Below are 24,969 nucleotides of genomic sequence, written 5' to 3'. Positions count from 1 at the left end.
GCGCCTGCAGCGGGGCGCCCCTCCCGCCGGTTCAGGCCTGTTCGAGTTCCAGCGGCACCGCGCTTACGATGTGCGCCTGCGTATATTCCATGAGCCCGGCCAGCCCGTGTTCCGTGCCGAGCCCGGACTGCTTGGCGCCCCGGAATGGAATGTTCGGGTCGATCGCAAGGTGCTGGTTTACCCAGACGGTGCCCGCGTCGATCCGGCGCGCCACGTCCATCGCGCGAAGCTGGTCGGCGCCCCAGACGGTGCCGCCCAGGCCATAGGGGGAATCGTTGGCGCGGGCGATCACGTCCTCGATATCGTCGTACTTCAGAACCGGCAGCACCGGGCCGAACTGCTCTTCGCGCACCAGCGGTGCATCGTCGTCGAGATCGGCGATCACCGTGGGAGGGATGAAGAAGCCCTTCCGGTCCGGCACGTCGCCGCCCGCAACGACCCGGCCGCGCTGCTTGGCATCCTCGATCAGGTCGCGCACTTTCTCGAACTGCATCCGGTTCTGGATCGGTCCGATGGTAGAGCCTTGCTTGGCGCCGTCGTCGAGCACGGCCTGATCGGCGAGCTTGGCGATTTCGTCGCAGAATTCCTCGTACATTGCGCTGGGCACATAGGCGCGCTTGATGGCGACGCAGATCTGGCCGGCGTTGGCCATGGCGCCTGCATAGACTTTCTGTGCGGCGATCCGGGCCGGCACGTCGTCCAGCACGATGGCAGCGTCGTTGCCGCCCAGTTCCAGCGTCACGCGCTTCACGTTTTGCGCCGCGGAGGCCATGACTTTCTTCCCGGTCGCGGTCGATCCGGTGAAGGCCACCTTGGCGATGTCGGGATGTGCGGTGATCAGCGGGCCGAGCTCATTCTGGTCGCAGATCACGTTGAATACGCCGGCAGGCAGGATGTCCGCCGCGAGTTCGGCCAGCAGAAGCGTGGTGAGCGGCGTTGTCGGCGCCGGTTTGGAAACCATCGTGTTCCCCATGACAAGGCAGGGGCCAAGCTTGTTCGCCAGCAGGATCACCGGGAAATTCCACGGCGTGATCGAGGCGCAGACCCCCAGCGGCGTGCGATGCTCCACCACGGTACTGCCGTTTTCATTGCGAAGGGTCTGTTCGGGAAGGCGCATCGCCGCAAAGGCGCGCAGCGTGTAGATGCTTCCGCCGATCTCGTAAGTGGCCTGATCCAGCGGCTTGCCCTGTTCCGCCGTGAGCAGGCGGGCAAAGTCCTCGATGCGGGCCTCCATCGCGTCTGCCAGGCGGTTGATATAGCCGGCGCGTTCATCGGCGGAGAGAGCGGACCATCCCGGAAGCGCAGCCTTGGCGGCGGATACGGCCCGGTTCAGGATAGCCTCGTCAGCGCCCGGGCACTGGGCGAAGACGTCCTCGGTAGCCGGATTGACGACGTCGAATGTGGAAACGCCGTCGATCAGTTCACCGTTGACCAGCAGCTTGAAATCGGTTTTCACGATCACTCTCCTTGGTTGGCATCCGTCCCGGCGGGCTTCTTGTCCCTCGCTGGCGGAGTCGATGCGCGCCTTGCAATGGCACGCATGAGTTTGTACGCTTGGGATACATAGAAAACAAGGCATCGAGCCAGCGGCTGAGGAGAGGTCATGAACGAGGGGGAAGAGCTTTCCGGGCAGATCGGATTCCAGATCCAGATGCTGCAATCCGTCGCTCACGAATCCGCAAGGCAGGCGCTTGAACCGCTGGATATCACGCCGGCGCGCGCCTCGGCCCTGCTGCTGGTCCGCGCCAATCCGGGATGCACCCAGACCGCGCTGGGAGAGGCGCTTAACGTGAACCGGTCGAGCGCGATGAAGATTGTCGATATCCTGGAAGGTCGAGGGGCCGTGCGCCGCGCGCCCAGCGCCGATCCGCGTGCACATTCCCTTGAACTGACAGAAGTAGGCCGAACTCTCGCGACCGAGATCGACCTTGTGTTCGAAAGGCATGAGCGGAAATTCTTCGGACCGCTCAGTGTCGCCGAGCGGAACATGCTGCTGTCGCTGCTGCAGCGCCTGCGCCAACAGGAACGGGTAGCCTGACGAACCACGCGACTTGCGCATATTGTATGCCTGAGATACAAACCGCGCAAGTCCGGCGATGACCGGATCGAGGATCGTCAGGCCGGGAGATCAAGGATGTCTGCGCAAGGTACCGCTGTGCTCGAACCGCTCGAACGGGCGGCCATGGAACGGCTTCTCAATCCACGCAGCGTTGCCATCGTCGGTGCGTCCGACCGGCCCGGAGCGCTGGGTGCTTCCGTTCTGAAGAACCTCGTCGACAGGGGGTTCTCGGGGGAGATCCACCTCGTCAATCCCAAGCGGGAGGAAATAGGCGGAAGGCGCTGCGTGCCGGATGTCGCCGCGTTGCCGGAAGACGTGGACGTGGCTGTTCTGGCAATCCCCCAGGCTGCCGTCCTCGATGCCGTGCGCGAACTGGCGCAGCGGCGATGTGGAGCAGCCGTGATCTTTTCGGCGGGGTTTGCCGAAGGCGGGCCTGAAGGACTTGCCCGGCAGGAGGAACTGGCTCGGATCGCCCGCGATTCAGGGATGGTGATCGAGGGGCCGAACTGTCTCGGCCTCGTCAATTTCGATGCCAATGTCGCGCTGACTTTCGTAGAATTGCCGGAGGCACGGGCGAGAGGGGACCGCAAGGTCGGCATCGTTTCGCAGTCTGGCGCCATGGCCGCGGTGCTCGCCACGACCATGATCGCCCGGGAGGTGCCGCTTTCCTGCTACATCTCTACCGGCAACGAAGCGGCGAGCGGGGTAGAGGACTACGTCGCGCATCTCGCCGAAGATCCGGCCATCGGCGTTATCGCCATGATCGTCGAGCAATTCCGCAAACCTGCCGCGTTTCTGGCGGCGGCGCGGGCAGCGCGGGAGCGGGGCAAGCTTGTCGTGCTTCTTCATCCGGGCTCCAGCGAAGCCGGGCGGGAAAGCGCGGCGACGCACACTGGCGCGATGGCGGGCGATCATGCAGTGATGCGGACCCTGGTCGAGCATGCGGGCGTGATCCTGGTCGATGGGCTGGAAGTGCTTGGAGACGTGACCGAGATTGCGATTCGCTGTCCGTCGCTACCTTCGGGAAGCGTGGGCATCATTTCTGAATCCGGCGCCTTGAAAGCGATGATGCTGGATGGCGCCGAGGCGCTCGGACTGGAACTGCCCAAGCTTACCGACGCCGACAGCCCCGCTTTGCGCGAGGCTTTGCCTTCCTTCGTCCCGGTGAGCAATCCGCTCGACATCACGGCGCAGGGCCTGGTCGATCCCACGCTTTACAACCGGACGATTGCCGCCCTGGGCGAGGAGCGGCGGATCGAAACCATCCTCGTTCCGTTGATCCAGACCGACACGCATACCTCGCACGTCAAATTCTCCGCAGTGGCGAAAGCGATTGCGGAGCTCGGCGGGCGCAAGCCGCTGATCGTTGCCGGTGTGGATGAAGGCGGCGGTGTTCTGGGCGACGATGTGGCTGCCATTCGGGCGCTTGGCTCACCCTATTTCCCTACGCCCGAGCGCGCGCTCAAGGCGCTGGCCTGCCTCGCGTGGTATGGCGCGCACTCTTCGGGCCTGACTGACAGGACGGCGATTTCGATCGCCGGGCCGGCGGCGGGAGAAACCATTCCCGAATATCGTGCGAAGCAATTGCTGGCACCGCACGGCTTGACCTTTTCGAGAGGCGCGCTGGCAGGTTCCCTTGAAGCCGCGCAGGAGATTGCCGCCGGCATCGGATATCCGGTCGTTCTCAAGGCGCAGGCCGCAGCGCTCAGCCACAAGAGCGATGCGGGCGGCGTTGCGATCGGGATCGCCGATTCGGCGGCACTGGCGGCCGCATGGGGCAAGATGGAGGCCGACGTGCAGGCAGCGAGGCCCGGCCTTGTCCTTGATGGCATTCTGGTTGAAGCCATGGCGCCGCGCGGCGTGGAAATGATTGTCGGTGCTCGCCGCGATCCGGACTGGGGCGCCGTGATCCTCGTTGGGTTCGGCGGCGTTGCTGCCGAATTGCTTCATGACGCCGTGCTGCTGCCGCCTGACCTTTCGCGCGCCGAGATCAAGACCCGGATTCTTTCCCTGCGGATGGCGCCGTTGCTCCAGGGTTTTCGCGGCGCGCCCATAGCCGATGTCGATGCGCTGGCGGGTATGGTGGAAACGCTTGCCGTGCTGGTTCGCGGTACGCCCGGGATCGGGGAACTCGATCTCAATCCCGTTTTGGTTCTGCCGGAAGGAAAGGGTGTGATCGCGCTGGATGCGCTGATCTCTGGCTGAGATGAAGTTCTTCCATTGAACAAGAGGGGCGCCGCAAAATGGCAATGTTCCTCTTGTTCAAGTTTCAGGCATTTTCGCCGGTCCTCGACTTGTCATAGGCGGGCAAGGCCGGGCTTGTAGCTCTTTCCGTCGATGAACTGGCGGATGCCGTCCTTGCGGCCTTGGCTGGTATCGTGAAAACTGCAGGCCTCCTGCATGCGCATAAGGTAGTCTTCCGCTTCATCGTAAGTGAGAGTGCCCACACGGCGCACCGCGCCCTTGGCGAACTTGAGCGCCGCCGGGTTCTTGCCGAGCAACATCTTCGCCACTTCCGCGCATATCGCCAGGTCGCAGCCGAAAAGCGGGAAGAAGCCACCGCCGAAGCTCTATCCGTTGACCATGGGGATCGTCGGCTTCTGGTACCAGCGCAGACGCCGGAACCAGCGCAGCTTTCGCGCTGCGACTTGCGCACGCTGCGAAGGCCGTCCGCTTCGGTTTCGCGGAAGTATTCCTTGAGGTCCATCCCGGTGGACCGGGAGCTGCCCTCCCTCCTCGCGGTGAGCCATTTTGCCTCAACCCTCGATGGTGCCGTTTATGAGTTTACGATCTAGGCGGCGCTGGATTCTTCCTCCGGCCGCAAGCGGCCGAGCAAGGCAACGATCACGATCATCGCAGTGAATCCCGTTGCCAGCACCAAGGTCAGCGGAAGCAGGGAAACGGGAGGCCACAACGTGACAGCGGCGCTCGCAAGGGCTGTTACCGCGAGCTGGATGGTGCCGAGCAGCCCGGCTGCGGCACCGATGCCGCTCCGCACGGAATCGAGGGCGCTGGTCGCCGCCGGGGTCAGGATCAGACCGGCAACCATGAACAGCAATATCGAATAAGCCTGAAACAGCGGTAGCGGGATGCCGTCGGATCCGGTGATGGCCACCAGTGCCGTTGCGCTAAGTGCTATGGCGCCAGCGCTTCCGGCCAGGCGAACGGCGCCGAACCGTTTGAGCAAGTGCGGCGCGGCTTGTGTCGCGATGATCGACATGCAGGCATTGAGTGCGAGCAGAATGCTGAACCACATGGGATCGAGTTCGTAGATCCCTGAATAGATGAACGGCGCGGCGGTCACGAAGGCAAAGGGGATCGTGGTCGCGAGCCCTGCGACGATGGCCCAGCCGACGAAGCGCGGGGTCCACAGCAGGCGGGCATGGACATGGGGCAAGGCGCGCCAGTCCGTCGTACGCAGGGCCGGCGGCAAGGTTTCGGGGAGGAAGAGCATGACGCAGCCTGCGGCAATCATGCCGGCGGCGGCAAGCACGCCGAACAGTCCTCGCCATGAAACGAGATGGAGCAATGTGCTGCCCAGCAATGGAGCGAGCATCGGCGAAATACCGATGATAAGGAACGTGAAGGCCATCAGCCGGGCGGCATGGTGTCCGCGATGGAGGTCGCGAATGATGGCGCGCGCGCTGGACGTACCGGCGCAGGCTCCCATGCCCTGAAGAAAGCGCAACAGGACCAGTTGTTCGAGCGTGGCGGCGAAGGCGCAGGCGACCGAGGCGGCGACGAAGATACAGAGTCCGCCCATCAGCGGCGCGCGCCGTCCGAACCGATCGCCGAGCGAGCCGATCGGTATCTGCGCCACTGCCAGGCCGAGGAAGAATGCCGAGAGCGTTCGTTGCACCCCGGAATCGCTTGCGCTGAGGGCGCCTGCCATTGCGGGCATGGCGGGAAGATAGAGGTCTATCGCAAAAGGGCCGAGCGCGGAGAGGAAGCCGAGGGCAATCCCGAAACCCAGACTTGGCCCTCGCGCTTCTTCATGCGCGGATGTCGCGGAAGTTGAGTTCATGCGCGGGAACCGCGCGGTTCAAGACCGATGGCGTGACTCATAGTAACGAGTGTTATTATGAGTCACGCCATCAGGCAAGTCCGTCCACAAAGCCTAGGCTTCAGCGTCGTCGGGCCTCGTGCGTTCGAGGAACAGCGAGCGGCCTTCTTCGTCCGTGGCTTCAAGCGTATCGATCAAGGTGGTGAGAATATGATCGAACATGGCGACTTCGTGCGGGTGAAGCGCCGATAACAGGTAGTCCGCCACTCTTTCGGTCTGCGGGCGCATGATCCGGTAGAGACGTTCGCCCTCCGGGGTAAGGGTCAGCCGTTTGCGGCGCCGGTTTTCCTCGTCGCGAACGACGAGAACGCGGCCGTGGCGCTCCAGCGCCGAAACCGCGCGGGATACGCTCATCGCATTGACGCCTGTCATTTCCGCCAGTTCATGGCTCGCCGATTGGGGGAAACGGCCGATCAGCATCAGCAGGCGAAACTCGTTCAGGCTGATCTTGTACTGGTGTTCCAGATTGACCGAGAACGGCGCCATGAGCCGGTTCGAGAGCTTGAGAAGCCGGTGGAGGGTTTCCGAACGCGTGCTCACCGGCATCGCCGCCGTGGTTTCGGACTCGTTGTCGATCTCGTTCGATTGTCTGGTTTCGCGCATTGACGGGATTTAGCGCAAGGGGTGCGATATCTGTCAAGATAATCACGTTTGTTACTGGGGAAGAGGGCGCCTACAGCCTCGCCGTTCGCCTCCTTGAAACGGTCTTTGCCCGGCAATCGGCTGACCGCGCGACAATTGCCGTGTTCGTGGCACGTGACGGGCATCAGGGAATCAGCGCGCATTGCACCCTCGTGAAATGGCCCTGGTCGACATGGTAATGGATGAACTGCCGCAGTTCCTGGACTTCGCCGGCACGGATCGGGAAGAACTGGAGCAACCCGTTCGCCTTCAGCGTTTCGGCATCGAGATCCCGGTGCGCCGCGATGCGGATCACGCCTTCGAGGGCGACGAGGTCTTCGCTCGCGGCAAAGCGCTCTATCGTAAGGGTCTCGTCGACATAACCGTGCAGGAAATCGTAGAAGCGCTTGAACGCCTCGCGCGATGAAAGTTCGACTCCGAAGAAGGCGAGCCGGGCACCGGGCGCGTAGAAATCATAGACTGCATCGTAATCCCTCGCGTTGAAGGCGGCCGCATATCTCTCGTAGTCGTCGCGGGTCATTGATCTCTCCACAAATGCGGACATCGTCTCGCATCTGCTTGCACAAGTAAATAACGATCGTTACGGTGCGGCGTGGCGCGCGCTGAAGCGGGCGGCTAACGGGGGAGTGGGCATGGCGGAGGCTGCGGCATGAACGTCAGATCGGCCGGGGAGGAAGCGAACCTGCGTCATGTCGCGGCCCTGTTCGACGAAGTGCTCAACGCGCTTGACGCCGATGCCGTCGATCGCTTCATCGCCCTTGACTATATCCAGCACAATCAGGGCGCTGGGCAGGGGCGCGAACCGCTGAAGGCGCTGCTGCGCGATATTCGCGCCCGGACACCCGCAGCCGTACACGACGTGAAGCGCATGTTCGCAGATGGGGATCACGTGATCGTCCACTATCACGTCCGGCGCTGGCCGGAGGATCGCGGATGGGCCGTGATCGACATTTTCCGCCTCGCGGGCGGAATGATAGTCGAACATTGGGATGTCGTTCAGGACGTGCCCGAAACGAGCCCCAATCCGATCGGACCTTTTTGACGATGGAGAGAGCGATGCGGTTCGCGGGCAGCAGGGTTGTCGTCCTGGGTGGCAACAGCGGCATCGGCCTGGCCTGCGCCCAAGCTTTCGCAAGGGAGGGCGGCGCGGTTCGCCTCACCGGCCGGGACCGGGCAACGATAGAGGCCGCCGCCTCCGGGATCCCGGGCGCGCGTGGCAGCAGCGTCGATATTTCCGATCTGGCGGCGATGGAGCGGTTTTACGAGGAAATCGCCGCGGCAGACGAGAGGATCGACGTGCTTGTCGTCAACGCGGGCGTGGGCGGTTTCGCGCTTATCGAAGAACTCTCGCACGAGTATTGGGATCAGGTCCATGCCATCAACTTGCGCGGTTGCGTCTTCGCCATGCAGAAGGCGGTTCGGCTGATGGGCGATGGCGGGGCGATCGTCGTCACCGGGTCGATCGGCGGCCATGCCTTCGTGCCCGGCAATGTCACATATGGAGCGGCGAAGGCCGGCTTGGCGCTCGCCATGCGTCAATTTGCCGGGGAGTATGTTTCGCGCGGCATTCGCGTCAACATGGTCAGCCCGGGCCCGGTGGAAACCCCGCTGCTTCACCGCAATCCCCGCATGAGCGCAGAGGCGGTGGACGTCCTGCGCGAGCAGATGATCGCGGCCGTGCCGATGAAGCGAATGGGCCGGCCCGAGGAAGTGGCCGCCGCTGTCCTCTTCCTGGCTTCCCGGGAAGCGAGTTTCATAACCGCCGCCAATCTCTTCGTGGATGGCGGCGCCCTGGAAATCGGATGAAAGGAAGAGTCCAAGATGAGCGAAGGCCCGTTTTCCACCATCGACAACCCGCGCCTCGAATTCGCGATGGAAGTGCGCCTCACGTTCCCGCGCGTGCAGATGATCGCCAATACGCCGATGGGCGGAAACCGAAGCGCTGTCTATGTCGACGGCGGAACGTTCGAAGGACCGCTCCTGAAGGGCAAGGCGGTGCCGGGATCGGGCGGTGACTATGCCTATTTCAGGCCCGATGACGTGGCCGTATTCGATGCGCGCTACATGTTGGAGGAAGATGACGGCACCTTGATCCTTCTCAACAACCGCGGATTCCTGTGGGGCCGCAAGCCCGGCACAATGCAACGGCTGAGGGACTGGGCCTTCGAGGGCGGGCAGCCGGTCGAACAGCAGGAATACTATCTTCGCGGCAACCCTTCGTTCGAATGCCCGATCGGCAAGCACGACTGGCTGACCAGGCATGTGTTCATCGGCGTGGGCGAGCGCCGGGCCGACGGCAATCTTCTGCGCTACTATGCGCTGACCTGAAGGTCCTTTCGCGGTTCAGCGTGCGGCGCGTTCGGTCGATATAAGGAGCTCGGTTCCAAGCCGATGGTAGCGCTCGCCGCGAGCAGCGCCCCGGCTTTTCAAAGCCGCGACGGCATCCCGTCGAGCAGGATCGTCTTGGTTTCGAGGAATGAGTGGAGGCCTTCCGCACCACCTTCGCGGCCGATGCCTGACTGCTTGAAGCCGCCGAACGCAGTCCGAATTCCAGCCTCATGCCGTTCTGACCGAACCCGCCCGCGCGGATCCTGCGGCCGATCCGATAGGCAGCATCCACATCGCCGGTGAGAACCGAGCCATTGAGGCCGAAGCTGCTGTCATTGGCCAATTGAATGGCGTGTTCCTCGTCTTCGGCGGGGATCAGGCACAGCACCGGTCCAAAGATTTCCTCCTGCGCGATCCGGCTGGTGTTATCTACATTGGCGAAAAGCGTGGGCTCGAAGAAATAGCCCTTGTTCATCGACGTGGGGCGCTGCCCGCCCGTGACGAGATCCGCGCCTTCGCGGCCGAGTTCGACATAGCTTTCGACACGTTCGAGCTGGCGTTTCATCGCGAGCGGGCCGAGCTGTGTATCGGGCGCATCGCTGCCGCCGATCTTCACGCCCTGCATGACACGGGCGATGGCCTCCGCCAGTTCGTCATGGCGGTGGCGGGGAACGATGGCGCGGCTGAGCATGGCGCAGACCTGCCCGCTCATCACCGTGATCGTGTTGCCCAGGATTGCGGCGGCGGCCTCTATGGGAAAATCGTCGCGCACGATGGCGGCCGATTTTCCGCCCAGTTCCAGCGTGCAGCGAGCGACACGACCCGCACAGACTTCGCCGATGCGCCTGCCTGCAACGGTCGAACCGGTGAAGCTAACCTTGTCGACGCCGGGATTGTTCACGAGATGGTCCGATGCTTCCCGGTCGCCGCAGACCAGATTTATCACGCCGGCCGGAATGCCGGCGGCTTCGGCGGCTTCGGCCATGATATAGGCCTCAAGCGGCGTTTCGGGGGAGGGCTTCATCACCACCGTGCATCCGGCAACGAGCGCGTAGGCGACCTTGCTTGAAAGGATGCCGTATGGCGCGTTCCACGGCGCGATGGCCACGGCCACGCCAACCGGTTCCTGCGCCACGATCGCGGTATCGACCTGCATGCTGGGGCGCCGCGTGACGAACTCGAAACTTTCACCAAGCGAGGCGATGAACCTGACGGTTGCCGTCGCGCCGCCGTGCATGATCGGGGCGAAGCTGGAAAGTCCGCCGACTTGCGCCGTCCATGCGCGGCAGAGTTCGGGTTCGCGCTTCGCCAGTTCGTCGGCCCAGCGGGCGACCATCCGGCCGCGCTCGGCCGGGGAAAGCTGCGGCCAGGGGCCGTTGTCGAACGCATCGCGGGCCGCGGCTACGGCGCGGTCCATGTCGGCCGCTACCGCCTCGGCCACCACGGCGACGACGTCCTCGCTGTTCGGCGAGACGATCTCGATCTGTCCCCCGGTGGAAGGCTCGACCCAGGAGCCGCCGATATAGAGCTTGTCGGGATGCCGCAGTTGCACGCCTTCGGGTGTCATTCTTCCGATCCTCTTCCGTGGCGCGCATCGTTTCGCATGGCGCCGTTTGATCTGGTTAGACGTTAACGGATGTTATCGTGTCAATCCCGGGCGGTGCCAGGCTCGCGCCGAAATCCCGCCTGCCGCGCCAGGCCGTTATCGCGGGCAGGTAATAGACCCGGTACGGCCAGAGCAGGACAGCGTTGAACACCACGGTCAGGGTGCCGAAGATCGCCTCGATCGCGCCCCATTCCAGCGCGAAGTTCCAGTAGGCGATCACCGCCGTCAGCGGCACGGCTGCCACGGCGACCAGCGGCATCATCCGGTCCGCCAGAACGAGAACGGCGATAGCGATCTCGATCACCTTGATCCAGGCAAAGAGCCCGCTGTGGATCAGGGCCAGCGTGAACTCCTGCCCCAGCGGCGTATTGCCGAGCGGTTGGAGGTCAAACGGCGTGAAGTATTCGGCGCCGGAAAACAGGTACCAGAGTCCGAAGATCCAGCGGCTTGCATGGTAGATTATCCGCATCACCCGGCCTCGACGTCAGAACGTGCGGCGCAGCGAGAGAAACCACTCGCGCGGGCGGCCGACGGCGCCGGAATTGACCCCGTAGTTCGAGACGTTCTCGCTCTTTCCGGTGTAGTAGAACCTGTCGAACAGGTTGGTGATACCGGTGGCGAGCTGCCAGCCCCTGTCCGGAGATTCGTAAGTCAGCCTCAGGTTGAACAGGCTGCGGGCCGCCACCAGGTTGTAGGCATTGTTGACCGAGTTGAAGTAGAACGAAGACTGGTAGTTCCAGTCGAGCCTTGGGGTCAGCGAGCCGATCCCGAGGGCGGCCTCGTACTGGATGCCCGCGCTGGCCTGCCACGAAGGGTTGAACGGCGCCTTGAAGTCCTTCTCGACCAGCGTGGTGGCATCGACGCGGGTGTACCGGAAATGGAGGTAGCCTACCGAACCGTCGATGGTCAGTCCGTCCACCGGCTGGGCGAAAAGTTCGGCTTCCACGCCCCAGACCCTGGCATCTCCCGCATTGGCCGGTTGCGAGCAGGTGGTGCTGACGCTTTCCGGACAGACGAAGCGGTTGATCTGGATGTCCTTGTAGTCATTGTAGAATGCGGTTCCGTTGAAGCGGATACGGCGGCCGAGGAGGTCAGACTTGAAGCCGGCTTCGTAGGCGGTAAGGGTTTCTGGCTTGAAGGAGACGATCTGGTCCGGCGTATAGGGGCGCGGATTGATGCCGCCGCCCTTGTAGCCGGTCGCGACCTGCGCATAGGCCATCAGCGCCGGGCCGAAGCGGTAGTTCACGCCGAGGCGGTAATCGATCCGGTTCCCCTTGAACGAACCGACCTTGCCGTCGAGGCCGACCAGCAGGAAGTTCTCTGTCAGGAACGCGCCGCTTGGAAGCGACCCGTCGATGTTGCTGCGGTGGAATTCGTATGTCTTCCTGTCATCGGTGTAGCGAATGCCGCCGATCACGTTGAGATCGGGTGTCAGGTGGAACTCGCTATGCGCGAAGGCCGATATGCTGCGGTTGGTCACCGGGTCGTTTTCCAGGAAATTGAACAGGACGCTGGGGATCAGCACGCGGCCCGAGATCCGGTCGTCGGCATCGTAGTAGTACCCGCCGACAGTGAAATCGACGAGTGAGCCGACGCGGCCCGACAGGCGCAGTTCCTGCGTGAACTGGCGGTGCTCGTAGTCGAACTCCTGCACGAGGATCGATAGCGGCGACCCGTCGAGGTCGATGCCGGTCTGGCCGGTGGCCTTGCGGTATGCGGTGATCGACTTGAGGCTGAGATCGTCGGAAAGCTGCCAGTCGAGAGTTCCGGCGATACCCCAGCTCCTGGCGGAACTGTCGGGGCTGGTGTCGAAGCTGCCGGGTTCTACCTGGTAACTGGTGCCGAATGCGGTGGTGTAGTTGCCGCCTGCAGCGTAATTGGCATAACTCGAATAGGAATGGGCGCCGGTCAGGAACCGGCTGTCGAACGGGATACCGCCGGCCGGATCGTCGGCCACGTAACTGCGCACCCCCGGATTGTTTGCATAAAGCAGCTTGGTGGCCACCTGCTCGGACTTGTTGAGGGCATAGTCTCCCACCAGGTTCACTTCGATCGGCGAACCTTCCGGCGCGTAGCGCAGGGCGAGCCGAGTGCCCTGCACGTCGATCCCGCCTTCGGTGCCGGTCTTGCAATTGCCGCCCGAACTGGTTGCGGGGATTCCGGAGTTCGGAAAGACGCAGCCATAGTCGAGCAGGTCCAGATATCCGTCGGTGTGCCGCGATACGCCGGAGATACGCGCATAGAAGCCGTCGGCGATGGTGAAGCCGGCACTGCCGCGAAGGTCTATGCGCCCGAAGCTGCCGGTCGTGGCTTCCACGAAACCGCCGCCCTGTTCATCCGGCTTGCGGCTGAACAGCTTGACCGAGCCGCCGATCGAATTCTTGCCCGAGAGGGTGCCTTGCGGGCCGCGCAGCACTTCCACCCGGTCCAGATCGTTGAGGTCCAGGATCGCGCCGAAAGTCGTGCCGTAATAGACATCGTCGATATAGATGCCGACGCCGGGCTCCAGCGCGAAACTGGAATCGCTTTGGCCGATGCCCCGGATGAAAGCCTGAACCGCGCTGCCGTTTAGCCCGGTTGCCGCTGAAAGGTTGACGTTGGGTGCAACCGCCGTGAGGTCGGTGACGCTTGCCACGTTCTTGGCGGCGAGTTCTGCCCCGGTCGTTGCCGTGATCGCGATCGGGGTGTCCTGAAGACGCTGCGCGCGGAACTGGGCGGTGACGATGATCTCGGGCGTTGATACCACGGCCGCGTCGCTGCCGGCCGGCCCTGTTCTTGCCGTCTGTGCGTGGGCGAGGGGCGGGATCGCAGCGGTGGCGACCAGGCCTGCGGCAAGTGCGGCCCAGGTCGTCCCGCACCTGTAAGAACCGGTACTGGCGCGTGGCATAGTTCCATTCTCCCCTCTCGCCCTCGGGATGGACGCCAGACTGCGGCGCGCCGCGTCCCCTTGGCCGCAGCCCGGCTTCTCCCGATCGGGCTTTGTTTTCGTTGTCGGCCGCTTTGGTGGGCCGTTCAGATGCGGCAGATTCGCCGGTATCGAGCGGTGCTGCCAGTCAAAATAGTAACGATCGTTATAAACATGTCAACTCGGTTTGCCTTGGGCCAGTTGCTCGGCCGAAACCCAGGCGCCATGGACCTGAGCCCGCATCGGCACCGGCATGGGCACGCGGGCAACCGGGCCTTTCGCGATGTCTGCGCCATCGACGATCCAGAGTTCGGAGGCGAAGCTGTCCGGCCCGGTCCGGCGGTCCACCACGGTCAGCAGCCAGCCGTCCTTGCCGGGGGCGCTCGCAGGAACGTGCACCGGTTCGTTTATCGCCATTTCGGGGCCGAGCGGCATCGCATCGACCCTGCCGTTGCCGGGCTCTATCCGCAGCATCATGGTGAAGGCGACCGCCGACCGCCCGCCCGGCAGCGCGGCCCGCCTTGCGGATTGACGGTCAGGTACCAGGCCGAGCGATAGGGGCGTCCCTGATCGGCATCCCGCAAGCGGGGCATGTCTCCGGGAGGGCCGATCACGCGGGATTCGAACGTGTCTCCGGGCTTTGTCAGGTCGAAGGTCCAGCGGGTGAGTCCGCCCTGGATTTCGTGCTGGGCGCGGTGCACGCCGCCCGCCTCGCGCATGAAGGCGAAGGCATTGGTATCGGTCAGGCAGATGTCGAGATGGACCAGATCGCCATCGTCGAAAGCGTTCACGAGGTGGAATGCGGAAACGCCCCTGGGGCCCTTGAACCACCGCATTTCGTCCACCTTGCCGTAGCGCGGCATGATGGCGACCCAGCTTTCCAGATCCTGCCGGTGCGCCCAGTGCGGGCCTCCGGCCCTGAGGCGATCGAGGTCGGCGGTGGTCGGGAAGATAGGGAACACCGCATGGCGCTCGGTTATGGCGAAGTCGTGGATGGTGGAGCAGTAGGGCTGCTGGAACCATTGCTCGGAAACGAGTTTGCCGTCCCGATCGGCGATGCAATAGGCGACATCGGTGCTGCACAGGCCGCCGGCTTCGTAGCCGAAGAAGAACAGTTCGCCGGTTTCGGGATCGAGGCGGGGGTGCGCGGTGAAGGTTTCGGACTTCAGCGCGCCATAATAGTCCCAGCGTCCACGGGTTTCGAGGGTTTCGGGATCGACCTCGTAAGCGAGGCCGTCCTCCTTGGTCATGAACAGACGGCCCGCGTGCCAGACCGGCGTGGTATTGGCGACGGTGCGGTCGATACCGGCTGCCTCGGGCGTATCGGTGAAGGGATTGCGGTACTGGCCGAAGAGCGCACGGCGCGCGGCCTTTTCGGCCTTGTAGCGGGCAGTTTCGACATAGCGTATCGCATAATCGACCTTGCCGTCCCGGATGGCGAATTTCCCGATCATGCCGTCGCCCGAAAGCGCGATGTCATCGCCGAACAACGGCGCATGGGCGGGTCCGGCACGGCGCGGAAGAAGGCGCCATCGATGTCAGCGGGAATTTCGCCGATCACGTCGAGATTGCGGGCCGACCACTCGATGCCGATGGGCTTGTTGAGCCCGGTGAAATGAATGGTATCCGGGAATTGGGCCATGGTTCGATCCTCTCCGGTTGTCAGGTCTTCGGTCATGCGCTGCGTTTCAGCGCGGCGAGGATATGGTCCGCGCCCTTGTCCCCCACCATGATCGCGGTGGCATTGGTGTTGCCCGCCGGCAGCGTCGGAAATACCGAGGCATCGGCCACCCAGAGCCCGTCCACGCCGCGCACCGCCAGATCCGGGTCGACAACGGCCATCGCATCGCCGGCCGCGCCGATCCGGGCTGTGCCCACGGGGTGATAGAGCGGGATAGAGGCGAGCTTTACATAGTCCCGCAGCGCCTCGGCACTATCGAGCGCGGCTCCGGGCCGGACCTCGCCGGTGATGGATCCGGCTATTGGCGATGCGGCCATGATCCGGCGTGCGATGCCGATGCCTTCCACGATCTGGTCGATGTCGTCCTCGCTGCCGAGTTGGCGATGTTCTATCGCCGGAGGGGCAAGCGGATCGTTGGACCGCAGGGATATGCGCCCGCGATGCGAGGGCCGCATCAGGCCGACAAGGGTCGAGACGGCGGCATCCTTGCGCAGCATCAGCCGTCCGCTTTTGTCGAAATCGAAGGCGAAGGCGGCAAAGGAGATTTGGAGGTTCGGCGCGGGCAAGCCTACCCGGCTGCGGACGAACGCCTGTGCATGGCCGATCGGGGTGGTGAGCGCGCCCCGGCGTGCCAGCACATAGCGGAGCACCTGCCAGGCGCCACGCAGGCCCTGCGCATCGGTGTTGAGCGTGCGTGCCGAGACCGTGTTGACGAGGTGCGTGCCGACATGGTCCTGCAAGTTGCGGCCCACGCCCGGCAGATCCTGCTTCACCGGCAGGCCCATGTCGCGCAAATGCTCCTGCGGGCCGAGGCCGGAAAGCATGAGCAGGCGCGGCGTGTTCATCGATCCCGCGCTGAGCACCACGCCGCCGCGCGCGTGGAGGGTGAAGTCCTGGCCGTCCCGCCGGATCTTCACGCCGACCGCACGGCCGTTTTCCACCAGCACGCGCAGGACCTGGCACCGGGTTTCCACGCGAAGCCTGCCGCCGTGATTTCGCCCTTCGAGATAGCCGCGCGCGGCCGAGCAGCGCTGGCCGCCACGCTGCGACACCTGTACGCGGTCCACGCCTTCGGCATCTTCGCCGTTGAGGTCGCGCGAACGCGGGATGCCGGCTTCCCCTGCCGCCTCGATCCACCGTTCGGTGATTGGATAGCGCGCCCGCACTTCGCTGACGCCGATCGGCCCGCCAGTGCCGCGCCATGCATCGGCACCGCGTTCGTTGTCCTCCAGCCTGCGGAAATAGGGCAGGACGCTGGCATAGTCCCAGCCGCTAGCGCCGCATTCGGCCCAGTGGTCGTAATCCCAGCGGTGCCCGCGTATGAACATCATGCCGTTCAGCGCGCTGCCGCCGCCGAGCATCTTTCCCGCCGGCCACACGTCCACGCGCCCGCCCAGCGAAGGGTCCGGCTCCACCTTGTAGCACCAGTCGAAATCGGGGTTCTGCACCAGCGAACTGGTAAGCGCGGGCACGCGCGACTTGAGGATGCGGTCGCTGCCGCCCGCTTCCACGAGCACGGTACGAATGCCGGCTTCGGCAAGCCGCCCGGCCATCGCCGCCCCGGCAGAACCGCCGCCCACGACGATGATGTCTGTCTCGTCCATCGCGCGGTTCCTCAATAGTTGGACAGGACGGTGAGGCTGGGCGCATCGAGCGGCTTGCCTTCCGCCCTGAGGTTCAGTTCGCGGCTGCGGACCTTGCCCTGTTCGTCGATCAGGTAGGCGTGGATGGCCTTGGCATCCTCCTTCGAGATCACGTCGTCCCAGCGGGGCATCCCGGCCGGAACGAACAGCCCTTCGAGCACGATACGGTCGAAGGCCGCGTGCGTTTCAGGCGCCATCCGGCGCAAGTCCGGCACGGGCGCGCGGAGCTGGTTGGAATGGCACATCGAACAGTTTCCGAAGAACACCGCCTGCCCGCGAGCGATCACTGCCGGGGTCACGCCGGGCGCCTGGGGTGGCGGCGGCGGAGCCACTTCCAGGGCCGGCAGCGGATCGGGTCTGGTCACCGCGCCGCCGTCCAGCCTGAACACCAGCAGCCGGTTCGCGTTTCCATACCTGTAGGCGGCCGAATAGCGCGGCACATAGCTCCAGCCCCCGCCGCCGAAGCCGGTCGCCACGGCAACATACTGCACGCCCTTGACCCGGTAGGTCATCGGTGCGGCCATGATCGAGCTGCCGGTGTCGATGGACTTGAGCACTTTGCCGCTGTCTGCATCCCGGGCCACGAACCGCCCACCTATGGAGCCGTGGAAGACCAGCCCGGCGGTGGTCGCCAACATGCCGGGGCGGTCCTGCCAACCTTCGGTGTCCACGGTCCAGCGGGCCTTCCCGGTCAGCGGATCGATGGCGCGGATCTGCGCGCTGTAGGGCTGCTTCTCCACCCACTTCCACTCGGGAAGGGCGCGAACCTGATCCTGCATCGGCTTGGGGAGCGTGGGCAGCAATGCCTTGAGATCGGCGGTGAACAGCAGCGCGGTTTCGACGTTGAGCGCTTTGGGCCGCCGTGCGTCGCCCTTGTCCAGCGGCGGTGTCGCGAACATCAGGTTGCCCATGTCCAGCACCGAGGCGAAGTAGAGCCCGCGCCCGGGATCGTAAGCGGCAGGATACCAGTTGCGCGCGCCCGGAGAGGCGGGGAAGACGATCTTCGGACCCTGCCAGTAGGCGGAGCCTTCCGGCGTCTTGTCAGGCCGGCCGGTCTTGAGGTCGTAGCCCTTGGCCCAGCTCGTGCGGACCAGGGCGTTGACGGCGAGCGGCTTGCCGGTTTCCCGGTCGATCACGAAGAGGAAGCCGTTCTTCGGCGAATGGATCACGACCGGGTGCCGCCTGCCGTCGATGTCCAGATCGGTGAACAGCATCGGCTGGGTGGCAGTGAAGTCCCAGGCGTCGCCCGGTGTCTCCTGATAGTGCCATTTCACCCGTCCGGTCTTGCGGTCGAGCGCGACGAGCGAGGACAAGTAGAGGTTGTCGCCCCCGCCGGGGGACCGCCGCATGATATTGTAGGGCCCGCCGTTGCCCACGCCGAAGATGACAGTGTCGAACCGCGCATCATAGTTGATGGCATCCCACACGGAGCCGCCGCCGCCGATGTCCCAGCGGCTGTCCGGCGACCATGTCTTTGCGGCCTTGTCCAGCGCGGCATTCTCCTGTGGGCCGAGCCGGGGATCGTGGGGCACGGTGAAGAAGCGCCAGGCCTGTTTGCCGGTTGCGAGATCATAGGCGGTAACGTAGCCGCGCACGTCGTACTCGGCACCGGCATTGCCGATGATCACGAGGTTGCCCGCCACTTCCGGCGCGCGGTAATGGTATAGCCGCGCGAGCGTCGGTGATCGTGTCGACTTTCCATGCGACTTTGCCGGTCTTCGCGTCGAGCGCGTAGAGCCAGCCGTCCAGCGTGCCGACCATGACCTTGCCGCCGGCCACCGCGACACCGCGATTGGCCTGGTCGCAGCAGGCGGACCGGTTGGCCTGCATGTCCACCTCGGGTTCGAAGGACCAGAGCGGCGTTCCGTTCGCCGCGTCCAGTGCATAGACGCGGCCCAGGTTGCCGCTGGTGTACATGATCCCGTCGATCACCACCGGCGTCGCTTCCTGCACGCGGTTTGTGCCGAGATCGTGGGACCACGCCAGGCCCAGGCGCGAGACGTTGCCCTTGTCGATCTCGGTAAGAGCGGAGAAGTGCGTGGCCTCGGCATTGCCCTTGGGGGAAGGCCAGTCGTCCCCCGTGCCGGCGGCGGGTTTGGCGCCGGAACAGGCTGCGAGCAGCGTGGCGGGAACCAGTACAAGTGAAAGGCGGATCATTGCGGCCATGCTCCCCGGTGCTGCAGCATCACGTCGCGGAGCGAGCGGGGCGGACGGCCTGAGAGACGCTCGACGTGATCGGTGCAGCGCGCGAAGAACCCTTCACGGATCGCGGTGCCGAACGTCACCATGTCGTCGCTGGACCATGGGATCGGGCCATCGGGAACGATATCGGAGGCATGGCGCGGCACGCCCAGGAAATCGAAGTAGGCGAACATAGCCTCGTCATCGACGTGCTCGACTGTGATGGGCTTGCCGGCGATCCCGCTTGCCATCGCGAGCGCTTCGGGGATGGAGAGCAGCTCGGGACCGGTGAGGGTATAGGCGCGGTTCCCGTGCCCGTCCTGCGTCAGCACGCCGACGGCGGATGCCACGCAATCGTCCCGGCTCACGAAGCCGACCTTTCCATCGGCACAGTTGTCCGGCTTGTGGCCGGCCGCGAGCGCGGGAATGACCATGGCGAGGGCGATGGCCTCGGAATACTGGCTGTCTCGCAGATGGGTCCACTGCGCGCCGGACGCCTCGACGATCTCTTCCGTGGCACGGTGATCGTGCCGGACGATGGCGGGATTGTCAGGCGCGTCGGCAGAAATCAGCGAGGTGTAGACGATGTGACGCACCCCGGCCTGCACTGCCGCTTCCACCGCATGGCGATGCTGGCCCACGCGCGTGCCGACGCGCGCGGTGCTGATGAGCAGCATCCTCTCGCCGTCCGCCATGGCGCCGGGCAGGGAGGTGGGATCGTCGAAGTCCGCCGCGCGGACCTGCGCACCTGCCTCGGCAAGGGACTTGAGCTTCTCCGGCGTCCTGGTCAGGAATATGAGGTCTTCCGGCGCGCAGCGTTCGAGCAGCAGCCCGGCCGCGGCCTTGCCGAAGGCGCCCGAAGCGCCGGTAACGATGATCTTGCCCACGTGTCCCTCTCGCTCGCGCCCCGATTCCCGCGAGGTCGCTTGCGAACAATAGTAACGAGTGTTACGGTGTGGTCAAGGCGCACAAATCAGGGAGAGAATGACATTGCCGCTGCTGCCGATTGAAGACCGACTGGCGCTTCAGGACCTGATCGCCGATTATAGCTGGGCGCTCGACACAGGCGACGTCGAGGCGCTGGTTTCCTGCTTCACGCCGGATGCCCGGATGGTGGAGGAGGTCTTCGAGGACCCCGATATCTGGGAAGGACACGAAGGCATTCGCGGGATTGCGGAGCATTACCGCAACGCGCCGGGGTTTCCGGGGCGGCAGCATCACGTCACCCAGATCCAGTACCGCCCCCAGGAAGACGGTTCCGTGAAGATGCGCGCCTTTGCCTTCGTGACCGAGTGCGAAGGCGAGCCGCCCTATGTCCTGCGCTTCACCGGCTGGTATGACGATCATGCGGTGCGCTGCGAGGACGGGCGCTGGCGCTTTCATCGGCGCACGGTGCGGCTGTGGGATGGGGAAGTGCTGCGCAACTTCCCGGGGCGCGGCGAATGGGTTGCCCGCAAGCGGCCGGAATCCCTTGTTATCAGGCCGTTGGCCGCAAAACCCAGCTGAAGGCGGGCTCCGGGCGGGGTACAGGCCGGAGCGGTGATGGCCCTGACGCTGTGCCCAGCGCCAGCTCCGCGAAGGCTTCGGGCCAGCAGGGCCCGGCGGCGCGGGCGAGCGAGGCCAGCGTTTCTGCCGCCACGGAACAGCGCGTTCTTGGCCGGCGAGCTTCCCGATGCTGGATCGAGGCCAGTTCCTCGTATCCCGCCTCGCCTGCCACTTCGGCAAACAGCAGGTGGTCCGCATGGCGGGTCAGGCCGAATATTCGTGCGGGGCGCCGGGCCAGCAACTGGCGGACGAGGCGCACCCGTTCGCCATGCAGCGCCACCGAATGGGTGCCCAGCGCCGCGGCATGGGCGGCGAAGCGGCGGCCGCTCGCCATCGTGTCGTCGTGAACCAGCAGCACGGCGCCTTCTGCGGGCCGTCCCGCCAGCGCGGTGCCGAGCACCGCCAGCGGCGCTGCCGCGGCTGCACCGCCGATCAGGCGGCGGCGGGTAATCCCGGCCGTCACTGCGCTTTCCCCCCATTTGCATCACCCTTGGCGAGGTAGCCTGCGATCAGCCCCATCTGCTCGTCGCTCACTTCGCGCGCGGGATCGCCGGCATGTTGCCGATGCCGATGCGCGCGGCCTGCACCACGAAATCTGCGCTGAGATCCTTGCGCTTTTCCAGAGCCGGTTCGTCCACCCGCCGCGCGAGCAGCCCGGTGCCCATGCCGACCGGGCCGTGGCACATCGCGCATTTCTCGATGAAGAGCCGCTCGCCCGGGCCGGCATCCGGCCGCGATGCCAGCGTTACCGGCGGGGGCATGGGCGGCGGTCCCTTGACGGCAGGCCCGGCGGAGGCGCCGTCCTTCGTGCCGCCGCAACCGGCGAGCAGGGAGAGCGCGAGCAGGGGGGGCAGTGCCTTCCTCATGCCGCTGCCTCCGCCGCTTTCGCGGGCCGGATGCCGCTCTTGCCCGGCGCGATGATGCCCATGGGATCGAGCGGCGTCTTCACGCGCTCGTTCAGCCGCAGCAGCGCGTGGTCGTTGAAATCGTAGGTTCCGGCAACAAGGTCCATATAGTCCAGATGCGTGCGATATTCGCCGTAACCCTGCGCTCTCGCGTCGGCGATGAGCTGGCGCAGGAAGGGATCGACCTTGCGCATCATCGCCTCGTCGTCCTTGTTCAGGAGCACGGCGTTGACGTTGATGAGGTGGCGTTCTCCGAAGGCGAAGCTGGCCTGATAGTCCATGCCGTGTTCGCGGTAGCGCGCGTAAGTCCGCTTGAACTGCGCCATGGCGGCGCTGCCCGATTGTGGCAGCACCGGGGAGAAGCCCAGATGCCCGCCCCGGCCGCCGTGCCAGTTGGCGTTCTGCATCGGGAAAGTGACCGGCGTGCCCGTCCAGCCCGAGGCTTCCAGCGGTGCCCCGCGCTTCCATTCGGCAGGCCGCAGGCTCATCGGCCTGAGGCGCTGCATCTCCTGCTCCAGCACGGCATAGGCGGCCTTGTTCACGCTTTCGCGGCCATAGAGCCGTAGGCTCACGCCCCACCAGCCGACCTTGTACTTGTCGCGGATCGCCTGGATCACGCTGTCGCTGATCGCGCCGGGGTCCTTCGTCCACTGGTCGCGCGTGGTCAGTACGGCGGCGGCGCGCAGCCAGTTGCCGATGGTGGGCGATTGCTGGAGCAGCCCCTCGCGCCGCAGCGGGGCGATCGCGTCGATCAGCGGGCCTAGGTCTTCCGGGCGGTCGAACTCCACGTCCATGCCCATCAGCGATTCCGGCTCCGGCATCAGCCAGAGCCCCATCTTGGTGACGACGCCGAAGTTGGACTGGACGAAGAGCTGGTCCCAGGCCGGGCCGAAGCCGTAGCGATAGAGCTGCCATGTCGGCGAACCGTCCATCGCGCCCATGCCGGTGCGCAGCAGGGTGCCGTCCGCCAGCACCACTTCCATGCCGCAGATCTTGCTCGTGTTCTCGCCATATGGCGTATAGCCGACCCCGCGGTCGAGCGCGTTGCCGACCACCGAACCCCACGAATTTCCGGGCGTGGACAGCCAGTGCTTCATGCCGCGCGCCTGAAGGAAATCGTAGAGATCGTAGAAGCCTACGCCCGGTTCCAGCAGGACGGTTCCGTTGGCCTCGTCGTATTCGATCCTCTTCATGCGGGAGAGATCGAGGATCACCGACCCGGCAAGCACCGGCGCGCTGCCGCCATAGCCCAGGTTCTTGCCCCGGCTGATCGGCCAGAGCGGGATGCGGTGCTCGCGGGCGATCCGCATCACCGCCTGTATCTCCTCGACCGTGGCGGGGGCTACCGCACCTGCAGGATGGTGCAAGGCGTCGTCTACCGCGAACTTGTCCTGATAGGCCGCGATGTCGGTTTCATCGAAGTAGACGTGAGCGGCACCTAGAGCGGACTGAAAGGCACCTAGCGCCTGCCTGGCACGCGCGGGATCGAGCGCGGGAAGGGGCAGGCTCATGGCAGCCTCGCCCACCGCGAAACACTGTCGCGAACCCCGCAGCCACCCTTCCCGTAGCCGCCGTTCATACGGGCACGCGGCGCGCGCACGCTCTCTTCGCCCTTCGAATCCATCTCGCTCCACCGCCCTTTGCAGGCTTGTAATTCATAACGATCGTTATCGTTTCAGATGGAGTCGCGCTTGTCAACGCAGGGATGGAATGCCATTCGCGCAGGGCTCCGTGTCCAGGCGGCATGGACAGGTTTCAGAAGGTTGCCTTTTCAGTCGCTCGATCGAAAGCCGCACTTACGGACACGCCAACGTTCCAGGCATTATTGCTGCCTCGCGCTGGTCATGGCATGTCGTCATGATGATCGAGCGCTATGAACCTCCCTCGGAATTTCTGAAATCGGTCATAGCTGAGCAAGTGCCGCTGGCCGATGGACCGTTTGCTGCTGCGAACCTTGAGAGGCTCATAGAACTCACTCGTGACCCTGATCGCGCAAATCGCGATTGGGCCGTCTTGCTTCTAAGCCAAGAGGGCAGAGGCACATCCGCCGTGCGAGATGCGTTATTTCTTGCCGCATCAGACCCGGACGATTGCGTCAGAGGCGAAGCGATATTGGGGCTTGCCGGTCTTGATCCCATTACCGCGCTCCCATTCTTACAAGCGGAACTCAGAAGGGAATCAATTACGATCCCTGCGCTGGCAGCAGCCAGCATTTGTGCGGACCCTTCATTGATCCCTGATCTGAAAGTATGGGCGGAGCCTTCCGACCAGCCTTACGCAGACAAGCTGGCTGCGGAAGCGCTGGCAGCCTGTGAGCGGGCCGTTCGCTAGCCCGCAATTTTGGTCATTCCGGTCGTGTGCTGGCCTTCCCGAACCGGAACGACCGGATTTCACGATTTTAATCTGAAACTTGCCGTTCGGCGAACGCTGACATTGCGGTCGATGGGGCGAACTGTATTTTCAAACCATGAGAATGATCACAGGCTTCTGGGCAGCATCTCTCACAGCATGCGTGGGGTTGGCAGCATGGTATCAAATTGATCGAACAACCTTGTTGAAATCGGCCTGCGAGGTAGGCTTTCCCAATTTTTCGCGCCCTGCCGATGTCGCGCAATCTGATCTTGGTTGCGCTATACTAGGTCCCAAAAGCGTTTATTCTGGAGTTATCGTCACTGGCTTCGAGACTTCGAGGTTTTCAAGTCCCGATTTCACCGCTGGAATCGCTTCGTCAAAACAAGCTGACGATCGATCATGGTTCCATTGCCCGAAGGACGGATGTGGTAAGGATCTGACAGGCGAACTCAGCCGAGAATATGTTTGTATTGGAGCAGGTTTAGCCAGCATTACCGTTGAAGGTCGACCTACGGTTTCGAAGGGAGCGTTTGGTCACCTTGGAGCCTACCCTCGCGAATTCTTTGCCACGCGCATAATAACGGTGTCGCCCGCACCAGACGAGATGGTCCGAGATTGGGTCACTGCTTTTCGCGTACGGGGTCTTTGCAGATGACCGCTTCCCACCACCTGCGGTCATAGAGGTTCGATGCGGATGTCTTCAAGATCGGAGTAATGGATCAGTCCCGCTTGATCATCCCTGACAAGAATACCCGTCCCAAGAACATCCGCCCATTCGTCCGCAGGATACTCTGCGTCAAACTGACGGTCGGAAAGGATGCCGATCACGGTCGCTGGATACCCGTCGATAAGATACCGGCCGCCAACGCGAATCTTTGTCATTGATTGATCCAACCTCTAGCGGCCCAGTGTAGTCAGCTTCGCGACTACCGCCAATGAGAAGCTGCCCTTCCGCTAACCCCGGTGGGTTCAACGGGTGGTGGCAACACTTTAATCTTTTGAGGAAGATGGAGTGTCGCGATGAAGCAGCGTCGTCGGATATATTACACGGCCAGCCAG

At 64.2% G+C, this 24,969-nt stretch carries 24 protein-coding genes and 2 pseudogenes; 7 read left to right on the top strand and 19 right to left on the bottom strand.

All coding sequences use genetic code 11. From position 1 onward, the window contains the following. Positions 1-31 precede the first annotated feature (31 nt). The gene (locus tag ADT71_RS14930) at positions 32-1,456 is read right to left on the bottom strand and encodes an aldehyde dehydrogenase family protein (protein WP_054438135.1); all 1,425 of its coding nucleotides are present in this window, start codon (positions 1,454-1,456) and stop codon (positions 32-34) included. Between the two features lie 147 nt (positions 1,457-1,603). Between ADT71_RS14930 and ADT71_RS14925 the strand changes: the two genes are divergently transcribed. Together ADT71_RS14925 and ADT71_RS14920 are read left to right on the top strand one after the other, a co-directional pair. Beyond that, the gene (locus ADT71_RS14925) at positions 1,604-2,038 is read left to right on the top strand and encodes a MarR family winged helix-turn-helix transcriptional regulator (protein WP_054438031.1); all 435 of its coding nucleotides are present in this window, start codon (positions 1,604-1,606) and stop codon (positions 2,036-2,038) included. A 96-nt stretch (positions 2,039-2,134) separates the two neighbouring features. Continuing rightward, complete coding sequence (locus ADT71_RS14920) at positions 2,135-4,264, top strand: acetate--CoA ligase family protein (protein WP_054438029.1); 2,130 nt, start codon at positions 2,135-2,137, stop codon at positions 4,262-4,264. 64 nt (positions 4,265-4,328) lie between these two features. On the opposite strand, the pseudogene ADT71_RS30405 reads toward ADT71_RS14920, so the two are convergent. The 4 genes and pseudogenes from ADT71_RS30405 to ADT71_RS14900 all read right to left on the bottom strand — a co-directional run. Next, a pseudogene (locus ADT71_RS30405) lies at positions 4,329-4,790 on the bottom strand (enoyl-CoA hydratase-related protein); the annotation flags it as partial. A gap of 60 nt (positions 4,791-4,850) precedes the next feature. After that, a complete protein-coding gene (locus ADT71_RS14910; RefSeq protein ID WP_054438025.1) occupies positions 4,851-6,083 on the bottom strand; it encodes a multidrug effflux MFS transporter in 1,233 nt (410 codons plus the stop codon). A gap of 93 nt (positions 6,084-6,176) precedes the next feature. After that, the gene (locus tag ADT71_RS14905; RefSeq protein WP_054438023.1) at positions 6,177-6,725 is read right to left on the bottom strand and encodes a MarR family winged helix-turn-helix transcriptional regulator; all 549 of its coding nucleotides are present in this window, start codon (positions 6,723-6,725) and stop codon (positions 6,177-6,179) included. 163 nt (positions 6,726-6,888) lie between these two features. Further along, a complete protein-coding gene (locus ADT71_RS14900) occupies positions 6,889-7,284 on the bottom strand; it encodes a nuclear transport factor 2 family protein (protein ID WP_054438022.1) in 396 nt (131 codons plus the stop codon). Positions 7,285-7,413: 129 nt separating this feature from the next. Here ADT71_RS14900 and ADT71_RS14895 point away from each other — a divergent pair, with 129 nt between their 5' ends. From ADT71_RS14895 to ADT71_RS14885, 3 genes are read left to right on the top strand one after another with little or no spacing between them, the layout of a single operon-like run. Beyond that, positions 7,414-7,806 (top strand): nuclear transport factor 2 family protein, encoded by a 393-nt coding sequence (locus ADT71_RS14895; protein ID WP_054438019.1) that lies wholly within the window; start codon positions 7,414-7,416, stop codon positions 7,804-7,806. Positions 7,807-7,820: 14 nt separating this feature from the next. Continuing rightward, a complete protein-coding gene (locus ADT71_RS14890) occupies positions 7,821-8,570 on the top strand; it encodes an SDR family NAD(P)-dependent oxidoreductase (protein WP_054438133.1) in 750 nt (249 codons plus the stop codon). Positions 8,571-8,585: 15 nt separating this feature from the next. Then, positions 8,586-9,092: a DUF3237 domain-containing protein gene (locus tag ADT71_RS14885; protein WP_054438018.1), complete on the top strand. Its 507-nt coding sequence runs from the start codon at positions 8,586-8,588 to the stop codon at positions 9,090-9,092. A 98-nt stretch (positions 9,093-9,190) separates the two neighbouring features. Here ADT71_RS14885 and ADT71_RS14880 read toward each other — a convergent pair. The 10 genes and pseudogenes from ADT71_RS14880 to ADT71_RS14850 form a co-directional block, all read right to left on the bottom strand. Continuing rightward, a pseudogene (locus ADT71_RS14880) lies at positions 9,191-10,659 on the bottom strand (aldehyde dehydrogenase). Between the two features lie 55 nt (positions 10,660-10,714). Beyond that, positions 10,715-11,167 (bottom strand): hypothetical protein, encoded by a 453-nt coding sequence (locus ADT71_RS14875; protein WP_197283030.1) that lies wholly within the window; start codon positions 11,165-11,167, stop codon positions 10,715-10,717. A gap of 15 nt (positions 11,168-11,182) precedes the next feature. Beyond that, positions 11,183-13,585, bottom strand: a complete 2,403-nt coding sequence (locus tag ADT71_RS14870) for a TonB-dependent receptor (RefSeq protein WP_054438017.1) — start codon at positions 13,583-13,585, stop codon at positions 11,183-11,185. 195 nt (positions 13,586-13,780) lie between these two features. Then, positions 13,781-14,080: a carotenoid oxygenase family protein gene (locus ADT71_RS35030; protein WP_255351649.1), complete on the bottom strand. Its 300-nt coding sequence runs from the start codon at positions 14,078-14,080 to the stop codon at positions 13,781-13,783. Then, the gene (locus ADT71_RS14865; protein ID WP_255351648.1) at positions 14,077-15,057 is read right to left on the bottom strand and encodes a carotenoid oxygenase family protein; all 981 of its coding nucleotides are present in this window, start codon (positions 15,055-15,057) and stop codon (positions 14,077-14,079) included. Before ADT71_RS14865 ends, ADT71_RS35030 begins: the two co-directional genes overlap by 4 nt. Next, a complete protein-coding gene (locus tag ADT71_RS33715; RefSeq protein WP_231635899.1) occupies positions 15,054-15,245 on the bottom strand; it encodes a carotenoid oxygenase family protein in 192 nt (63 codons plus the stop codon). The genes ADT71_RS14865 and ADT71_RS33715 overlap by 4 nt, the downstream gene beginning before the upstream one ends. A gap of 32 nt (positions 15,246-15,277) precedes the next feature. After that, positions 15,278-16,888 (bottom strand): GMC family oxidoreductase, encoded by a 1,611-nt coding sequence (locus tag ADT71_RS14860; RefSeq protein WP_054438016.1) that lies wholly within the window; start codon positions 16,886-16,888, stop codon positions 15,278-15,280. A gap of 11 nt (positions 16,889-16,899) precedes the next feature. Then, entirely contained in the window at positions 16,900-18,570 is a 1,671-nt protein-coding gene (locus ADT71_RS14855; RefSeq protein ID WP_231635898.1) for a PQQ-binding-like beta-propeller repeat protein, read from the bottom strand. Further along, entirely contained in the window at positions 18,497-19,084 is a 588-nt protein-coding gene (locus tag ADT71_RS33710) for a PQQ-binding-like beta-propeller repeat protein (RefSeq protein WP_231635897.1), read from the bottom strand. Before ADT71_RS33710 ends, ADT71_RS14855 begins: the two co-directional genes overlap by 74 nt. Next, positions 19,081-19,995: an NAD(P)H-binding protein gene (locus ADT71_RS14850; RefSeq protein ID WP_054438014.1), complete on the bottom strand. Its 915-nt coding sequence runs from the start codon at positions 19,993-19,995 to the stop codon at positions 19,081-19,083. Before ADT71_RS14850 ends, ADT71_RS33710 begins: the two co-directional genes overlap by 4 nt. A gap of 97 nt (positions 19,996-20,092) precedes the next feature. Between ADT71_RS14850 and ADT71_RS14845 the strand changes: the two genes are divergently transcribed. After that, positions 20,093-20,614: a nuclear transport factor 2 family protein gene (locus ADT71_RS14845; protein ID WP_054438012.1), complete on the top strand. Its 522-nt coding sequence runs from the start codon at positions 20,093-20,095 to the stop codon at positions 20,612-20,614. Here the strand turns inward: ADT71_RS14845 and ADT71_RS14840 are convergent. The 3 genes from ADT71_RS14840 to ADT71_RS14830 all read right to left on the bottom strand — a co-directional run bounded on the left by ADT71_RS14840 (position 20,586) and on the right by ADT71_RS14830 (position 23,069). Further along, a complete protein-coding gene (locus ADT71_RS14840) occupies positions 20,586-21,116 on the bottom strand; it encodes a hypothetical protein (protein ID WP_054438010.1) in 531 nt (176 codons plus the stop codon). The two genes, ADT71_RS14845 and ADT71_RS14840, sit on opposite strands and share 29 nt — an antisense overlap. 67 nt (positions 21,117-21,183) lie before the next feature. Beyond that, positions 21,184-21,519: a cytochrome c gene (locus tag ADT71_RS14835; protein ID WP_231635896.1), complete on the bottom strand. Its 336-nt coding sequence runs from the start codon at positions 21,517-21,519 to the stop codon at positions 21,184-21,186. After that, entirely contained in the window at positions 21,516-23,069 is a 1,554-nt protein-coding gene (locus ADT71_RS14830; protein ID WP_054438008.1) for an FAD-binding oxidoreductase, read from the bottom strand. The genes ADT71_RS14835 and ADT71_RS14830 overlap by 4 nt, the downstream gene beginning before the upstream one ends. Before the next feature lie 199 nt (positions 23,070-23,268). Here ADT71_RS14830 and ADT71_RS14825 point away from each other — a divergent pair, with 199 nt between their 5' ends. After that, positions 23,269-23,889, top strand: a complete 621-nt coding sequence (locus ADT71_RS14825; RefSeq protein ID WP_231635895.1) for a HEAT repeat domain-containing protein — start codon at positions 23,269-23,271, stop codon at positions 23,887-23,889. 696 nt (positions 23,890-24,585) lie between these two features. Here the strand turns inward: ADT71_RS14825 and ADT71_RS14820 are convergent. Continuing rightward, a complete protein-coding gene (locus ADT71_RS14820; RefSeq protein ID WP_054438007.1) occupies positions 24,586-24,792 on the bottom strand; it encodes a hypothetical protein in 207 nt (68 codons plus the stop codon). Positions 24,793-24,969 lie beyond the last annotated feature (177 nt).

Origin of the sequence: Novosphingobium sp. ST904, from assembly GCF_001298105.1 — a bacterium.
Lineage (GTDB): Bacteria > Pseudomonadota > Alphaproteobacteria > Sphingomonadales > Sphingomonadaceae > Novosphingobium.
The sequence above is the reverse complement of the archived record's forward strand: the minus strand, read 5'-3'. Positions and strand labels throughout refer to the sequence as shown.

Bases quoted from the DNA above. Each gene is read 5' to 3' on its own strand.
- ADT71_RS14870 (WP_054438017.1), bottom strand. From the start codon at position 13,585: ATGCCACGCGCCAGTACCGGTTCTTACAGGTGCGGGACGACCTGGGCC.
- ADT71_RS14890 (WP_054438133.1), top strand. From the start codon at position 7,821: ATGCGGTTCGCGGGCAGCAGGGTTGTCGTCCTGGGTGGCAACAGCGGC.
- ADT71_RS14895 (WP_054438019.1), top strand. From the start codon at position 7,414: ATGAACGTCAGATCGGCCGGGGAGGAAGCGAACCTGCGTCATGTCGCG.
- ADT71_RS33715 (WP_231635899.1), bottom strand. From the start codon at position 15,245: ATGGCCCAATTCCCGGATACCATTCATTTCACCGGGCTCAACAAGCCC.
- ADT71_RS14875 (WP_197283030.1), bottom strand. From the start codon at position 11,167: ATGCGGATAATCTACCATGCAAGCCGCTGGATCTTCGGACTCTGGTAC.
- ADT71_RS14845 (WP_054438012.1), top strand. From the start codon at position 20,093: ATGACATTGCCGCTGCTGCCGATTGAAGACCGACTGGCGCTTCAGGAC.
- ADT71_RS35030 (WP_255351649.1), bottom strand. From the start codon at position 14,080: ATGATGCTGCGGATAGAGCCCGGCAACGGCAGGGTCGATGCGATGCCG.
- ADT71_RS14835 (WP_231635896.1), bottom strand. From the start codon at position 21,519: ATGAGGAAGGCACTGCCCCCCCTGCTCGCGCTCTCCCTGCTCGCCGGT.
- ADT71_RS14825 (WP_231635895.1), top strand. From the start codon at position 23,269: ATGCCATTCGCGCAGGGCTCCGTGTCCAGGCGGCATGGACAGGTTTCA.
- ADT71_RS14865 (WP_255351648.1), bottom strand. From the start codon at position 15,057: ATGATCGGGAAATTCGCCATCCGGGACGGCAAGGTCGATTATGCGATA.
- ADT71_RS14920 (WP_054438029.1), top strand. From the start codon at position 2,135: ATGTCTGCGCAAGGTACCGCTGTGCTCGAACCGCTCGAACGGGCGGCC.
- ADT71_RS14910 (WP_054438025.1), bottom strand. From the start codon at position 6,083: ATGAACTCAACTTCCGCGACATCCGCGCATGAAGAAGCGCGAGGGCCA.
- ADT71_RS14900 (WP_054438022.1), bottom strand. From the start codon at position 7,284: ATGACCCGCGACGACTACGAGAGATATGCGGCCGCCTTCAACGCGAGG.
- ADT71_RS14820 (WP_054438007.1), bottom strand. From the start codon at position 24,792: ATGACAAAGATTCGCGTTGGCGGCCGGTATCTTATCGACGGGTATCCA.
- ADT71_RS14925 (WP_054438031.1), top strand. From the start codon at position 1,604: ATGAACGAGGGGGAAGAGCTTTCCGGGCAGATCGGATTCCAGATCCAG.
- ADT71_RS14860 (WP_054438016.1), bottom strand. From the start codon at position 16,888: ATGGACGAGACAGACATCATCGTCGTGGGCGGCGGTTCTGCCGGGGCG.
- ADT71_RS14905 (WP_054438023.1), bottom strand. From the start codon at position 6,725: ATGCGCGAAACCAGACAATCGAACGAGATCGACAACGAGTCCGAAACC.
- ADT71_RS14885 (WP_054438018.1), top strand. From the start codon at position 8,586: ATGAGCGAAGGCCCGTTTTCCACCATCGACAACCCGCGCCTCGAATTC.
- ADT71_RS14830 (WP_054438008.1), bottom strand. From the start codon at position 23,069: ATGAGCCTGCCCCTTCCCGCGCTCGATCCCGCGCGTGCCAGGCAGGCG.
- ADT71_RS33710 (WP_231635897.1), bottom strand. From the start codon at position 19,084: ATGATCCGCCTTTCACTTGTACTGGTTCCCGCCACGCTGCTCGCAGCC.